13 protein-coding genes are annotated in these 15138 nt (G+C 62.9%); 11 read left to right on the forward strand and 2 right to left on the reverse strand.

The genetic code is table 11. From position 1 onward, the window contains the following. Positions 1–191: 191 nt before the first annotated feature. Positions 192–1430, reverse strand: a complete 1239-nt coding sequence (locus tag ACZ9GA_RS02685) for a transporter associated domain-containing protein (protein ID WP_457357282.1) — start codon at positions 1428–1430, stop codon at positions 192–194. An 11-nt stretch (positions 1431–1441) separates the two neighbouring features. After that, on the reverse strand, positions 1442–2254 hold the full coding sequence (locus tag ACZ9GA_RS02690) for a cytochrome C assembly family protein (protein ID WP_455922373.1): 813 nt from the start codon (positions 2252–2254) through the stop codon (positions 1442–1444). Between the two features lie 191 nt (positions 2255–2445). Here ACZ9GA_RS02690 and ffh point away from each other — a divergent pair, with 191 nt between their 5' ends. The 11 genes from ffh to ACZ9GA_RS02745 all read left to right on the forward strand — a co-directional run bounded on the left by ffh (position 2446) and on the right by ACZ9GA_RS02745 (position 15066). After that, positions 2446–3825, forward strand: coding sequence for a signal recognition particle protein (gene ffh / locus ACZ9GA_RS02695; RefSeq protein WP_457357279.1), 1380 nt, complete (start codon positions 2446–2448; stop codon positions 3823–3825). A 248-nt stretch (positions 3826–4073) separates the two neighbouring features. Beyond that, the gene (rpsP, locus tag ACZ9GA_RS02700) at positions 4074–4325 is read left to right on the forward strand and encodes a 30S ribosomal protein S16 (protein WP_008366201.1); all 252 of its coding nucleotides are present in this window, start codon (positions 4074–4076) and stop codon (positions 4323–4325) included. A gap of 5 nt (positions 4326–4330) precedes the next feature. Then, the gene (gene rimM / locus ACZ9GA_RS02705; protein ID WP_416422769.1) at positions 4331–4870 is read left to right on the forward strand and encodes a ribosome maturation factor RimM; all 540 of its coding nucleotides are present in this window, start codon (positions 4331–4333) and stop codon (positions 4868–4870) included. Positions 4871–4873: 3 nt separating this feature from the next. Next, on the forward strand, positions 4874–5626 hold the full coding sequence (gene trmD / locus ACZ9GA_RS02710; RefSeq protein WP_027978896.1) for a tRNA (guanosine(37)-N1)-methyltransferase TrmD: 753 nt from the start codon (positions 4874–4876) through the stop codon (positions 5624–5626). 43 nt (positions 5627–5669) lie between these two features. Beyond that, complete coding sequence (rplS, locus tag ACZ9GA_RS02715; RefSeq protein WP_027978895.1) at positions 5670–6020, forward strand: 50S ribosomal protein L19; 351 nt, start codon at positions 5670–5672, stop codon at positions 6018–6020. A 202-nt stretch (positions 6021–6222) separates the two neighbouring features. Further along, positions 6223–6630: an acyl-CoA thioesterase gene (locus ACZ9GA_RS02720; RefSeq protein WP_457357276.1), complete on the forward strand. Its 408-nt coding sequence runs from the start codon at positions 6223–6225 to the stop codon at positions 6628–6630. A 36-nt stretch (positions 6631–6666) separates the two neighbouring features. Beyond that, a complete protein-coding gene (gene xerD / locus ACZ9GA_RS02725) occupies positions 6667–7563 on the forward strand; it encodes a site-specific tyrosine recombinase XerD (RefSeq protein ID WP_457357274.1) in 897 nt (298 codons plus the stop codon). Between the two features lie 157 nt (positions 7564–7720). Further along, positions 7721–8455, forward strand: coding sequence for a bifunctional protein-disulfide isomerase/oxidoreductase DsbC (gene dsbC, locus ACZ9GA_RS02730; RefSeq protein WP_457357272.1), 735 nt, complete (start codon positions 7721–7723; stop codon positions 8453–8455). Between the two features lie 135 nt (positions 8456–8590). After that, positions 8591–9895 carry a homoserine dehydrogenase gene (locus ACZ9GA_RS02735; RefSeq protein ID WP_457357270.1) on the forward strand — a complete coding sequence of 435 codons (1305 nt, stop codon included), beginning with the start codon at positions 8591–8593 and terminating at the stop codon, positions 9893–9895. Positions 9896–9949: 54 nt separating this feature from the next. After that, positions 9950–11359 (forward strand): threonine synthase, encoded by a 1410-nt coding sequence (gene thrC, locus ACZ9GA_RS02740; protein ID WP_027978890.1) that lies wholly within the window; start codon positions 9950–9952, stop codon positions 11357–11359. 128 nt (positions 11360–11487) lie between these two features. Then, a complete protein-coding gene (locus ACZ9GA_RS02745) occupies positions 11488–15066 on the forward strand; it encodes an ATP-binding protein (protein WP_476226226.1) in 3579 nt (1192 codons plus the stop codon). Positions 15067–15138: the final 72 nt, after the last annotated feature.

Consider the following 15138-nt stretch of genomic DNA (forward strand, 5'->3'; position numbering starts at 1 on the left):
GCCGGTTCACGTCCGTGCGGGTAGCAGGGGGCGGGCGGCAAGGCGCTGGGTAAGCTGTTTCGATTATATGAATTGCAGCCGGTGGTGCAACCTGTAGCCGCTGCCGCAGGCTGCGCTGGCCCTTTGCCTCACTGAAAGTCTGCAGCGCACATCAGGGCCAGCGCAGCCTGGCGGCAGCGGCTACAGAGATATCAGGCCAGCTTGGGCAGGCTCGAGGTATGCCAGATCAGCACGCGAGTCACCCGGTTCTCCTCGGCCTGCAGGATCTCCAGCCGATAGCGCCCAATCTTCAGGCACACCGCACAGTCAGGGATGCTCTCCAGCGCCTCGGTCACCAGCCCATTGAGGGTCTTGGGCCCATCGCTGGGCAAGTGCCAGCCCAGCGTCTTGTTCAGCTCGCGGATCGACGCCGCCCCATCCACCACGAAGCGGCCATCGGCCTGTGGGTGCACGTGAGGGTTGTCCATGGTGTGTTCGTCTTCGAACTCGCCGACAATTTCTTCCAGAATGTCTTCCAGCGTCACCAGGCCCAGCACTTCCCCGTACTCATCCACGACCACGCCCATGCGTCGTTGCTGTTTGTGGAAGTTGAGCAGTTGCAGGTGCAAGGGGGTGCTTTCCGGCACGAAATACGCGTCGTAACAGGCCGCCAGCAGGGCTTCCATGGTCAGTTCACCCTTGGGCAGCAGGTGGCTGACCTGGCGGGTGTTGAGCACCTTTTCGACCTGATTGATGTCGTTGTGGTACACCGGCAGGCGGGTATGACGGCTGATGATCAGCTGTTCGGCGATTTTTTCGATCGGGTCATCCAGGTTCAGGCCGTCCACTTCGCTGCGCGGCACCAGGATGTCGTTGACGGTGATGCGGTTCAGCGCTTGCAGGCCGCCCAGCAGGTGTGGCGCGGTGGGCATTTCATCCTGCTCCAGGTCGTCCTCGGCGCCTTCATCCAGCGGCTCGTCATGCTGACGGGCGATCGGGGTGGCGATGGGTGCGAACGGCTTGAGCAGCAGTCGGGCGATGCCGCTGAATGGCCACACCAGCGGGTACAGCAGCTTGAGTGGCAGGCGCAGCAGCGAGTTGCCCAGGCCGATGAAGGCATCCGGATGGCGGCGCGCCAGCAGGCGCGGCAGGTATTCACAGAAGGTCAGCAGCAGCGCCGCCATGATCAGCCCGCCCATCCACAGGCCCTTGAAGTGCCAGTGGTACACCGCCACGAACACCCCCAGCACCACCGCCAGCACGCGGCACAGGGTGTTGCACAGCACCAGGCTTTCCAGTGGGAAGGCCAGGCTGGGACGCTCGCCCACCTTGCGCCGGGTGCGCAGGGCGGCCAAGTGGTTGCGGGCGGTTTCCACGCCCGTGAACAGCGCCGACCAGAGGATCGACAACAGCACGACACCCAGCATCGAGCCCAACGGCAGATTGTCCATTTACTCGCCTGTCAGATGTGCAGAATGTATTCGCGGACCAGCTTGCTGCCGAAGTACGCCAGCATCAGCAGGCAGAAACCGGCCAGGGTCCAGCGAATCGCCTTGTGGCCGCGCCAGCCCAGACGGTTGCGGCCCCACAACAACACACTGAAGACGATCCAGGCCAGGCACGCCAGCAGGGTTTTGTGCACCAGGTGCTGGGCGAACAGGTTTTCCACGAACAGCCAGCCGGAAATCAGCGACATCGACAGCAGCGCCCAGCCGGCCCACAAGAAGCCGAACAGCAGGCTTTCCATGGTTTGCAGGGGCGGGAAGTTCTTGATCAGCCCGGCAGGGTGCTTGTGCTTGAGCTGGTGGTTCTGCACCAGCAGCAACAGCGCCTGGAACACCGCGATGGTGAACATGCCGTAGGCCAGGATCGACAGCAGGATATGCGCGAGCATGCCCGGCTCTTCATTGATCAGCGGCACCGTGCCCTTGGGGATGAACTGCGCCACCAGGGTGGTCAGCGCGCCCAGCGGGAACAGCAACAGCAGCAGGTTTTCCACCGGGATGCGCGTGCAGGCGATCAGGGTCAGGGCAATCACGGCAGCGGAAATCAGGCTGGCGGCGCCGAAGAAGTCCAGGCTCAGGCCCAGCGGCGTGATCAGCTGGTACTTGAGTGCAAGGCCCTGGGCCACCACGGCGAGGGCGCCGATGATGTACAGCAGGCGCTTGTCCACCGCGGCGCGCTGGCCGACTCGGGTGCCCTGGTAGGCGGTCGCAGCGGCATAAAGGAAGGCGGCGGCGAGACTGGGTAGCAAACTGGGTGACAAGGGGAGCATAAGTCCTGTGGAGCAAGCCCGAAAGTCGCTGAGTGTGGCATAGAACGGCCGCCGGACGAAAGACTGGCGCGGCACTGGTGTCCGTGGCGCGTACTTCTCGCTATAATCGCCGACCGGCCCACGCCGCGCCTCTACTTATTCACGGGCCAGGCTGCTTAACCTCGGTTCAATTGAGCCTGAAAGGATCGCGCATGTTTGAAAACCTTACCGAACGTCTTTCGCAGACGCTGCGCCATGTCACTGGCAAGGCCAAGCTGACGGAAGACAACATCAAAGACACCCTGCGTGAAGTGCGCATGGCGTTGCTGGAAGCCGACGTCGCCTTGCCGGTGGTGAAGGACTTCGTCAACAAGGTCAAGGAACGCGCGGTCGGCACTGAAGTGTCGCGCAGCCTGACGCCTGGCCAGGCGTTCGTGAAGATCGTGCAGATCGAGCTCGAAGGCCTGATGGGTGCGGCCAACGAAGACCTGGCCCTGAACGCCGCGCCGCCTGCGGTGGTGCTGATGGCCGGTCTGCAGGGTGCGGGTAAAACCACCACCGCCGGCAAGCTGGCGCGCTTCCTCAAAGAGCGCAAGAAGAAGAGCGTGATGGTGGTATCGGCCGACGTGTACCGTCCGGCGGCCATCAAACAGCTGGAAACCCTGGCCAACGACATCGGCGTGACGTTCTTCCCGTCCGATATCACCCAGAAGCCAGTGGCTATCGCTGAAGCGGCCATCCGCGAAGCCAAGCTCAAGTTCATCGACGTGGTCATCGTCGACACCGCCGGCCGTCTGCACATCGACGCCGAGATGATGGGCGAGATCCAGGCCCTGCACGCGGCCATCAAGCCGGTGGAAACGCTGTTCGTGGTCGACGCCATGACCGGCCAGGACGCCGCCAACACCGCCAAGGCGTTTGGCGATGCGCTGCCGCTGACCGGCGTGATCCTGACCAAGGTCGACGGCGACGCCCGTGGCGGTGCCGCCCTGTCGGTGCGTGCCATCACCGGCAAGCCGATCAAGTTCATCGGTATGGGCGAGAAGAGCGAAGCGCTCGAGCCCTTCCATCCGGATCGTATCGCCTCGCGGATCCTGGGCATGGGTGACGTGCTCAGCCTGATCGAGCAGGCCGAGCAGACCCTGGATAAAGAGAAGGCCGACAAACTGGCCAAAAAGCTGAAGAAGGGCAAGGGCTTCGACCTCGAAGACTTCCGTGACCAGCTGCAACAGATGAAGAACATGGGTGGCCTGGGTGGCCTGATGGACAAGCTGCCGAGCATCGGTGGCATGAACCTGTCGCAGATGGGCAATGCCCAGAACGCCGCCGAGAAGCAATTCAAACAGATGGAAGCCATCATCAACTCCATGACCCCGGCCGAGCGCCGTGACCCTGACCTGATCAGCGGTTCGCGCAAACGCCGTATCGCCATGGGTTCCGGTACCCAGGTGCAGGACATCGGTCGCTTGATCAAGCAACACAAGCAGATGCAGAAGATGATGAAGAAGTTCTCCACCAAGGGCGGCATGGCCAAAATGATGCGCGGCATGGGCGGCATGCTGCCCGGCGGCGGTGGCATGCCGAAAATGTGATTACCCGTGCCAGCCCCAGGGCTGGCACCGCCCGCGGCAACGCGGGCACTGCGGTAAACCTGCCTCGGCAGGTCCACCGGCCACCCCTTCGGGTGGCCATATGAAGCAAATCTATCGGGCGCGTCCAATGCGCCGGAAAAAGGCATTTGCAAAAGTCCGGATATTCCTTGAGAATATGCGGCCTTTCGGGCACCCGTGTGCCCGCTGTGCATTATGATTTGCAGCACCGACTACAGGAACGATGTTCAATGCTAACCATCCGTCTTGCCCGTGGCGGCTCTAAAAAGCGCCCATTCTACCAACTGACCGTGACCGACTCGCGTAACCCGCGTGACGGCTCGCACAAAGAGCACGTTGGCTTCTTCAACCCAGTGGCTCGTGGTCAGGAAATCCGCCTGTCCGTGAACCAAGAGCGCGTCAACCACTGGTTGAGCGTTGGTGCACAGCCTTCTGAGCGCGTTGCTCAGTTGCTGAAGGAAGCTGCCAAGGCTGCGGCCTGAGCAATATGAACACGACGCCAGCTACTGCTGATGATTTGATCGTTATCGGCAAGATTTTCTCGGTTCACGGCGTTCGTGGCGAAGTGAAGGTTTATTCCTTTACTGATCCGATTGACAACCTGTTGGACTACAAAACCTGGACGCTCAAGCGCGCAGGCAGCGTGGACAAGCAGGTAGAGCTGGTCAGCGGGCGCTTGCAGAGCAAGTTCCTGGTCACGAAGCTCAAGGGTCTTGACGACCGCGACGAAGCCCAGCTTCTGTCCGGTTACGAGATCTGCGTGCCACGTGATCTGTTTCCGGATTTGGACGACGGCGAGTACTACTGGTACCAGCTGGAAGGTCTGAATGTCATCGACCAACTCGGGCAACTGCTCGGGAAGATCGATCACCTGCTGGAGACCGGTTCGAATGATGTGATGGTGGTCAAGCCTTGCGCTGGCAGCCTGGATGATCGCGAGCGCCTGCTGCCCTATACGGAGCAGTGTGTGTTGGCTGTCGACCTGGCCGCGGGCGAGATGAAGGTTGATTGGGATGCGGACTTCTAGGCAATGGCTAGCCTGCGCGTAGAAGTGATCAGTCTGTTCCCCGAGATGTTTTCGGCCATCAGCGAGTACGGCATTACCAGCCGTGCGGTGAAACAGGGGTTGTTGCAACTGACCTGTTGGAATCCGCGGGACTACACCACAGATCGTCACCATACGGTGGATGATCGTCCGTTTGGCGGTGGTCCGGGCATGGTGATGAAGATCAAGCCCCTGGAAGATGCGCTGGCCGAGGCCAGGAACGCAGCGGGGGAGTCGGCGAAGGTCATTTACCTGTCGCCGCAAGGCCGCCAGCTGACTCAGCAGGGGGTTCGCGAACTGGCTGAATCGGAATCCTTGATTCTGATCGCAGGTCGCTATGAAGGCATTGACGAGCGGTTTATTCAGGCTCATGTCGATGAAGAGTGGTCGATTGGCGACTATGTACTGTCTGGCGGTGAGCTGCCGGCGATGGTCCTGATCGATGCGGTTACACGACTGCTGCCCGGAGCTTTAGGGCATGCGGACTCCGCGGAGGAAGACTCCTTCACGGATGGGCTGCTGGATTGCCCGCACTACACCCGACCGGAGGTGTATGCGGATCAGCGTGTTCCCGACGTATTGCTAAGTGGCAATCATGCACACATCCGGCGCTGGCGTTTGCAGCAGTCCCTTGGGCGGACCTACGAACGACGTGCCGATCTTCTGGAAAGACGCTCGCTTTCTGGAGAAGAGAAGAAGCTGCTGACGGAGTATCTCCGTGAGCGGGACGATAGTTAACGTATCGATGGTAAATCACAAGGATTTACCTTAGGAGCACAGCATGACCAACAAAATCATTCTGCAACTCGAAGCTGAGCAGATGACCAAAGAAATCCCGGCCTTCGCCCCGGGCGACACCATCGTCGTTCAGGTGAAAGTGAAGGAAGGCGATCGCGCTCGTCTGCAGGCGTTCGAAGGCGTTGTTATCGCCAAGCGTAACCGTGGTGTGAACAGTGCTTTCACTGTTCGTAAAATCTCCAACGGTGTTGGCGTAGAGCGTACCTTCCAGACCTACAGCCCGCAGATCGACAGCATGGCCGTGAAACGTCGTGGTGACGTGCGTAAAGCCAAGCTGTACTACCTGCGCGACCTGTCGGGTAAAGCAGCTCGCATCAAGGAAAAACTGGCTTAATAGCCGTTTTACCGATGCAAGAAGAAAGCAGCCTACGGGCTGCTTTTTTGTGCCCGCGATTTATGCCCGCGCCCATCGCACCCTGTAGCCGCTGCCGCAGGCTGCGCTGGCCCTCTCTTACACTACAGATCTGGAGTGTGGATTAGGGCCAGCGCAGCCTGGCGGCAGCGGCTACAGAGCCAGTTTTTCATTGGTACAGTCCGTGACCCCACGCGACCTCGAAATTCAGCGCCGCACCGAACTGTCGGTCAGCCGCGTCACCAAAGCAGTATTCCCGCCCACCACCAACCACCACAACACCCTGTTCGGCGGCACCGCCCTGGCCTGGATGGATGAAGTGTCATTCATCACCGCCACGCGCTTCTGCCGCCTGCCGCTGGTCACCGTGTCTACCGATCGTATCGACTTCAACCACCCGATCCCCGCCGGCAGCATCGTCGAGCTGGTGGGCGCCGTGGTGAAAGTCGGCAACACCAGCCTCAAGGTATTGGTGGAAGTCTTCGTCGAAAGCATGAGCTGCGACGGTCGCGAGAAAGCCATCGAAGGCGTGTTCAGCTTCGTCGCCATCGACGATGACAAGCGCCCGGTGCCGGTATTGCCCGGCCTGTAAGGTAGACTGCAGCTTTCCATCGCCCGGTTCGACCAGATGCCCGCTGTAGACCACCCGCTCATCGACCAGTACCTCGACGCCCTGTGGCTGGAAAAAGGCCTGTCGGACAACAGTCGCGATGCCTATCGCAGTGACCTGACGCTGTTCAACGGCTGGCTGCAGGACAAGGGCATTCAATTGCCCCAGGCGGGCCGCGAGCTGATTCTCGACCACCTGGCCTGGCGCGTGGACCAGGCCTACAAGCCGCGTTCCACAGCGCGCTTTCTCTCCGGCGTGCGTGGCTTTTATCGCTACCTGCTGCGTGAAAAGCTGATCGCCGTGGACCCGACCTTGCAGGTCGACATGCCGCAACTGGGAAGGCCATTGCCCAAATCCCTGTCGGAAGCCGACGTCGAGGCGCTGCTCAAGGCCCCGGACCTCAGCGAGCCCATCGGCCAGCGCGACCGGGCCATGCTTGAGGTACTGTACGCCTGCGGCCTGCGCGTGACCGAACTGGTCAGCCTGACCCTGGACCAGGTCAACCTGCGCCAGGGCGTGCTGCGGGTGATGGGCAAGGGCAGCAAGGAGCGCCTGGTGCCGATGGGCGAGGAGGCGGTGGTGTGGGTCGAGCGCTACCTGCGCGACGGCCGCAATGACCTGCTGGGCGGGCGCCCCAGCGATGTGCTGTTCCCCAGCCAGCGCGGCGAGCAAATGACCCGCCAGACCTTCTGGCACCGCATCAAGCACCAGGCCAGCGTGGCCGGCATCGGCAAGGCGCTGTCGCCGCACACCCTTCGCCATGCCTTCGCCACGCACCTGCTCAACCACGGCGCCGACCTGCGCGTGGTGCAGATGCTGCTGGGCCACAGTGACCTGTCCACCACGCAGATCTACACCCACGTGGCCCGCGCCCGCCTGCAGGACCTGCACGCACGTCATCACCCGCGTGGCTGAGGCGATCACCGCACATCTCTTGTTGCCGTGTCATTCGGACAGATCCTGCGAATGTGGTAGGCTTGGGCGGTTAGCAAAGCGGGCATCGAATGCCGGCCGTTTCCGGACAGCCGACCCAGCACGATTGGCCCCTTCGTCCGCTGCCTCAGGAGTTTCCATGCGCGTGACCCGAATTTTCGCTGCCGCCGCCCTTGCGCTGCTCAGCACCGTGGCTATGGCCGACGACAAGGCCGAACAGGCCATTCGCAAAACCCTCGCCACCTTGCAGCTCGACACCCCGGTGGAGAGCATCGCCGCCAGCCCGCTCAACGGCTTGTACGAAGTCAAGCTGCAGGGCAGCCGCGTGCTGTACGCCAGCGCCGACGGCAAGTTCGTGATGCAGGGTTACCTGTTCCAGGTGCAGGACGGCAAGCCGGTCAACCTCACCGAAATCACCGAGCGCCAGGGCGTGGCCAAAACCATCAACGCCATCCCTGCCGCCGAAATGGTGGTGTTCCCGGCCGTGGGCGAGACCAAGTCGCACATCACCGTGTTCACCGACACCACCTGCCCGTACTGCCACAAGCTGCACGAAGAAGTGCCGGCCCTGAACAAAATGGGCATCGAAGTGCGTTACCTGGCCTTCCCGCGCCAGGGCCTCGGCTCGCCGGGCGATGCGCAACTGCAGGCCGTGTGGTGCTCCAAGGATCGTCAGGATTCGCTGACCAAGCTGATCAACGGCAAAGACGTTTCGGCGCCAAAATGCGCCAACCCGGTCAGCAAACAGTTCGCCATGGGCCAGTCCATCGGTGTCAACGGCACGCCGGCCATCGTCCTGGAAAACGGCGAGATGATTCCTGGCTACCAGCCGGCCCCGCAAGTGGCCAAGCTGGCCCTGGGCGCCAAGGGCTGATGCGCGCCGTGCTTGCGTCATCAAAGATCAAGGCCTGACGGGAATGCCCGCCAGGCCGTAAATTACCAAGCCGCACCGGTGTGCGGCGGTTTGTCACGGCCGACCCTGCGTCGGCCGTTTTATGGGGAGTTCAGAGTGAAACCGGTCAAAGTAGGCATCTGTGGGTTAGGTACCGTCGGTGGCGGCACCTTCAACGTACTTCAGCGCAACGCCGAGGAGATTGCCCGCCGTGCCGGGCGTGGAATCGAAGTGGCTCAGATTGCCATGCGTTCGCCCAACCCGAATTGCCAGATTACCGGTACCCCCATTACCAACGATGTCTTTGCCGTGGCCAGCAACTCGGACATCGACATCGTCATCGAATTGATCGGCGGCTACACCGTGGCTCGCGAGCTGGTGCTCAAGGCCATCGAGAACGGCAAGCACGTGGTTACCGCCAACAAGGCGCTGATTGCCGTGCACGGTAACGAGATCTTCGCCAAGGCCCGCGAAAAAGGCGTGATCGTGGCGTTCGAAGCGGCCGTGGCCGGTGGTATCCCGGTGATCAAGGCGATCCGCGAAGGCCTGTCGGCCAACCGCATCAACTGGGTGGCCGGCATCATCAACGGCACGGGCAACTTCATCCTCACCGAAATGCGCGAGAAGGGCCGTACCTTCGAAGACGTGCTGGCCGAGGCCCAGGCCCTGGGGTACGCCGAAGCCGACCCGACCTTCGACGTGGAAGGCATCGACGCGGCGCACAAGCTGACCATCCTGGCGTCCATCGCCTTTGGCATCCCGCTGCAGTTCGACAAGGCCTACACCGAAGGCATCACCAAACTGACCACCGCCGACGTCAACTACGCCGAAGCGCTGGGCTACCGCATCAAGCACCTGGGCGTGGCCCGCAGCACGGCCGCCGGCATCGAGCTGCGCGTGCACCCGACGCTGATCCCGGCCGACCGCCTGATCGCCAACGTCAATGGCGTGATGAACGCCGTGATGGTCAACGGTGATGCTGCCGGTTCCACCCTGTTCTACGGCGCCGGCGCCGGCATGGAGCCTACCGCGTCGTCCGTGGTTGCTGACCTGGTGGACGTGGTCCGTGCCATGACCAGCGACCCGGAAAACCGCGTGCCGCACCTGGCCTTCCAGCCCGATTCGCTGTCGGCGCACCCGATCCTGCCGATCGACCAGTGCGAGACTGCCTACTACCTGCGCATTCACGCCAAGGACCACCCGGGCGTGCTCGCCCAGGTTGCCAGCATCCTGTCGGAGCGCGGCATCAACATCGAATCGATCATGCAGAAGGAAGTCGAGGAACAGGACGGCCGCGTGCCGATGATCCTCCTGACCCACCGCGTGCAGGAACAGCGCATGAACGACGCCATCAAGGCCCTGGAAGGTCTGGAAGGCGTGGTCAGCCCCGTTGTCCGCATCCGCGTCGAGCACCTCAACTAATCAGCCGCCGCCAGCCCCGGCGGGGCTGGCGGTGCGAAACAAAGGTTTGGAACCATGCGTTATATCAGTACTCGCGGCAAAGCCCCGGCCCTGAACTTCGAAGACGTGCTGCTGGCTGGCCTGGCCAGTGACGGCGGCCTGTACGTGCCGGAAAACCTGCCACGCTTCACCGTTGAAGAAATCGCCTCGTGGGCCGGCCTGCCGTACCACGAACTGGCCTTCCGCATCATGCGCCCGTTCGTCACCGGCAGCATCCCGGACGCCGACTTCAAGAAAATCCTCGAAGAAACCTACGGCAAGTTCGCCCACAACGCCGTGGCGCCACTGCGCCAGCTCAACGGCAACGAGTGGGTGCTGGAACTGTTCCACGGCCCGACTTTGGCCTTCAAGGACTTCGCCCTGCAACTGCTGGGTCGCCTGCTGGACTACACCCTGGCCAAGCGCGGCGAGCGCGTGGTGATCATCGGCGCCACCAGCGGTGACACCGGTTCCGCCGCCATCGAAGGCTGCAAGCACTGCGAAAACGTCGACATTTTCATCCTGCACCCGCACCAGCGCGTGTCGGAAGTGCAGCGTCGGCAGATGACTACGCTGTTCGGCGACAACATCCACAACATCGCCATCGAAGGCAACTTCGATGACTGCCAGGAAATGGTCAAGAACAGCTTCGCTGACCAGAGCTTCCTGAAGGGCACCCGCCTGGTAGCGGTGAACTCGATCAACTGGGCGCGTATCATGGCCCAGATCGTCTACTACTTCCACGCAGCCTTGCAGCTGGGCGGCCCGGCGCGCTCGGTGTCGTTCTCGGTGCCTACCGGCAACTTCGGCGACATTTTCGCCGGTTACCTGGCACGCAACATGGGCCTGCCGATCAACCAGCTGATCGTGGCCACCAACCGCAACGACATCCTGCACCGCTTCATGAGCGGCAACCAGTATGCCAAGGAAACCCTGCACGCCACCTTGTCGCCGTCGATGGACATCATGGTCTCGTCGAACTTCGAGCGCCTGCTGTTCGACTTGCACGGTCGCAATGGCGCCGCCGTTGCCGAGTTGATGGACACCTTCAAGCAAGGCGGCGGCTTCAGCGTCGAGCAAGAGCGCTGGACCGAGGCGCGCAAGCTGTTCGATTCCCTGGCGGTCAGTGACGAAGCCACCTGCGAAACCATCGCCGAAGTCTTCGCCCAGACCGGCGAAGTGCTGGACCCGCACACCGCCATCGGCGTCAAGGCCGCGCGCGAATGCCGTCGCAGCCTGGACATCCCGATGGTAGTGCTGGGCACCGCGCACCCGGTCAAATTCCCGGATGCCGTGGTCAAGGCCGGTGTTGGCAAGGCCCTGGAACTGCCGGCGCACCTGGCCGACCTGTTCAGCCGCGAAGAAAAATGCACCGTTCTGGCCAACGACCTGAAAGCCGTCCAGGCCTTCGTCAGCCAGCACGGCAACCGCGGCAAGCCGCTGTAATCCCGTAGCCGCTGCCGCCAGGCTGCGGTGAATATGCTGCAACACATAAAGCCCGTCCCTCGACGGGCTTTATCGTGGGTACGTGTCAAACTTGAGCCTGCACACTCACGCAGGCGCAAGGACACGGCATGAAGCACCCCCACCACACAGGCACACGCTGGCTACTGGCCTGGCTGACCCTGCTGTGCCTGGCGTTCTGCGGCACCGGCCAGGCAGCCCAAAGCCTGCCATTTGCCCTGATGCCAGCCTTCACTCGCCTTGACCCCCTGCCACTGCCCGCCAGTGATCGCACCTGGCTGAACCAGCGCGGCACCTTGCGCGTCGGCGTGTCGATCACCGATCACGAGCCTGTCGACATCACCGTCGATCGCAACCGTTACCGCGGCATCAGCGCCGACTACCTCAACCTCATCGCCAGCCGTCTCGACGAGCCGCTGCAGATCCACGGCTTTGCCCGTCGTGAAGAGGCCGTTGAGGCACTGGAGAAGGGCGAGATCGATATCCTCACCAGCGCCAACGGCTTCGAGCGCAAGCGCAAGGGGCTGGCCTTCAGCCGTGCCTACATGCCGGACGACGCGGTGCTGGTACAGCGCCAGGGTGTTACCACGCCGGTCTCCATGGACGGCGCGCGCATCGCCGTGCTGGACGGTTACCTGAACCTGGATGTGCTGCACAGCGTCTATCCGCGCAGCGAAATCATCCTGGCGCCCAGCCTGGCGAGCGGCCTTGAGGCGGTGGCCCAGGGCGAGGTGCAAGCATTCATCGGCAACGAAGTGGTGGTTCGGGCCTACAGTGCCCTGCGCCCCTTCATGGGGTTGCGCATTGTCGGCAGCGCCGAGCTGCCCAACGCCGGGTTCGCCTTCGCGGTTCGCGACAGCGATACCGCCTTGCGTTCGATGCTCGACCGCGCCCTGGCCAGCATCGACGAGTCGCTGCGCCGCGAGATACTGGGGCGCTGGACCGCCGGGCTGGGCTCGGACATCGCCCAGCCGCGGGTGGCCCTGACCGATGAGGAGCAGGCCTGGCGCCGCGAGCATCCCAGGGTGCGGGTGATTGCCAGCGACTACCCGCCCTACCTGTACCGCGACCGGCAAGGCAACTGGGTAGGGCTGGGGCGCGACGTGCTGGCGACCATTTCGTCCATGAGCGGCCTGCAGTTCGACTTCGTGCCGTCGACCTCCATCGCCCAGAGCCTGGAGGTATTGCGCACCGGGCAGGCGGACATGAACACCACGCTGTCGGAAAGCACCGAGCGCAAAGCCTTCCTGGCGTTCTCCCACTCTTTCGGCGGCCAGGGCTGGGTGCTGGTGGTGCGGGGCACAGGGCCGGCCGCGGCATCGCTTGAGGAGATGGCTGGGCGAGTGTTGGTGCTGCCCCGGCAGCACGCCCTGGAAAGCACCATCCTCCAGCAATACCCACGTATCCGCCTGCGCCTGGTCGACACCTACGATCAGGCCCGCGACCTGGTGCGCAAGGGCGAAGCCGACGCCACGCTGGACAGCGAGGTCAGCGCCTGGCGTTCCATTGGCCGCTACCCGCCGGGCGAGCTGAAAGTGGGGCGCAGTCTGGAGGGGCGCTGGGCCTCGGACCGTTTTGCCGTGCGCCTGGACGAACCCTTGCTGCTGAGCATTCTCAACAAGTCCCTTGAGGCCTACCCGGTCGCCGAACTGCGTGCGGTGCGCCTCAAGTGGCTGGGCGCCGTCGACGGCGCGCCGCCCGTGTGGCAGCGCATCGCACCCTGGGTGTGGTGGGCGCTGGCGGCCGCGCTGCTGTTCGGCCTGGTCTCGCTGATGTGGAACAGTCGGCTCAAGGCGCAGATCCAGCAGCGTCAACGCGCCGAAGAAGCGCTCAACGACCAGTTGGCCTTTCAGCGTGCGTTGCTCGATGGCATCCCCAACCCCATCTACGTGCGTGACCTGCAAGGTCGGATGGTGATGTGCAATAAAAGCTACGAGACCGTTTTTTCCACGCGTCTTGAGCAGGTCCGCGGCACGCTGCTGCCCGAGGTGAATCTGATTGCGCCTGACAGTGCCGCGCAATTGCATGCCGACTACCTGACACTGCTCAAGGACCAGCAGCCGTTGTTCGTGGATCGTCAGATAGAACTGGGCGGCCAGCGTGTTGACGCCTGGCAGTGGATGGTGCCGTTCTACCGGGCCGATGGCCAGTTGCAGGGCATGCTCGGTGGCTGGATCGACATCAGCGAGCGCAAACGCCTGGAGGCAGAACTGGTGCAGGCCAGCCAGGCCAAGAGCGCGTTCCTGGCGACCATGAGCCACGAAATTCGCACCCCGATGGCCGCCATCATCGGCCTGCTGGAGCTGGAGCGGGAAATGACCCGCGCCAAAGGGGGGCAACCGTCGCAAGCCATCGATGTGGCTTATCAGTCGGCTCGCGATTTGATCGCGCTGATCGGCGACAGCCTGGACCTGGCCAAGATTGAATCGGGCAGCCTGAACCTGGCGCCTGAGGCCACGCCGCTGCGGCCCTTCCTGGAAGCTATCGTGCAATTGTTCAGCGCCCAGGCCAGCCACACGCAGGTGCACCTCGAACTCATGCTGGCCCCCGAAGTGGAGAGCAGCTACTGGTTCGACCCACTACGCCTGCGCCAGGTGATCCACAACCTGCTCAGCAACGCTCTCAAGTTCACCCATGAGGGCTCTGTGGTTCTGGAGGTGCGCGCGGCCACCCCGGACAGGTTGCATATCGAGGTGCGCGATACCGGGGTGGGCATCGACGAACAACTTCAGGCCCGCCTGTTCAAGCCGTTCGTGCAAGTTGGCGCACCTTCGGCACAGCAGGCTCAGGGTACGGGCCTGGGCCTGAGTATCTGCAAGCAGTTGGTAACGCTGATGGCCGGCGAAATCGAGCTGCACAGCAAGCCGGGGCAGGGCACCCAGGTCATCATGAGCCTGCCGCTGCCGCGTGCCACCTCACGGCCCGAGGCCGTGGCGCCTGCCATTGCCGGCGCGACTGTCAGGCCGCTGCGCGTACTGGTGGTCGACGACCTGTCGGCCAATCGCCTGGTGTTGAGCCAGCAGTTGACCTTTCTGGGGCATCAGGTACTGGCTGCAGCCAGTGGCCAGGAAGCGCTGGCGCTGTGGCAGGCCCAGCCCCTGGAGGTGATCATCACCGACTGCAACATGCCCGACATGAGTGGTTTCGCGCTGGCCCAGGGCATTCGCCAGGCCGAGGCGGCCAGCGGCAGGGCGCGCCTGCCCATCATCGGTTGTAGCGCCAATGCCTTCCAGGACGAAGCGCAGCGTTGCCGCGAGGCCGGCATGGACCAACTGTTGGTCAAGCCCATCAGCCTTGGGCAGTTGGAGCAGGTCTTGTCGAACCTGGAAGTGCCACCGCTGGCGTTTGATATCCAAACCTTGCGGCGCATGACCCAGGCCGACCAGGTGGCCCTGCGGCGCATGCTGGTGGAGTTGCAGAAGAACCTGGCCGAGGAAAGCCAGGCCCTTGATGCGGCGGTGGCCACCTGCGACTGGCCGTCGATGCGCGCCTCGCTGCACCGCCTCAAAGGTGTGGCTTGCCTGATCGACGCGGCGCCCATGGCCCGGGCCAGTGCAGAACTGGACAGCAGTGCCAAGGCGCGGCATGCCGAGGTCGTCCCTGTGCAGTGGGCCAGCCTCAAAGTGCGGCTGCAAGCGCTGGCAGCCGACATCGAAAAGCAACTTTGGGAAACGTCCTACAAAGATTAGGACTTGTCCTATGTAGCGTTCTGTTTCCGGTCTCTAGAGTGGGCAACCAGTGCCAATGACGACGTTGGCGTG

The organism is Pseudomonas sp. TE3644 (genome assembly GCF_056278815.1).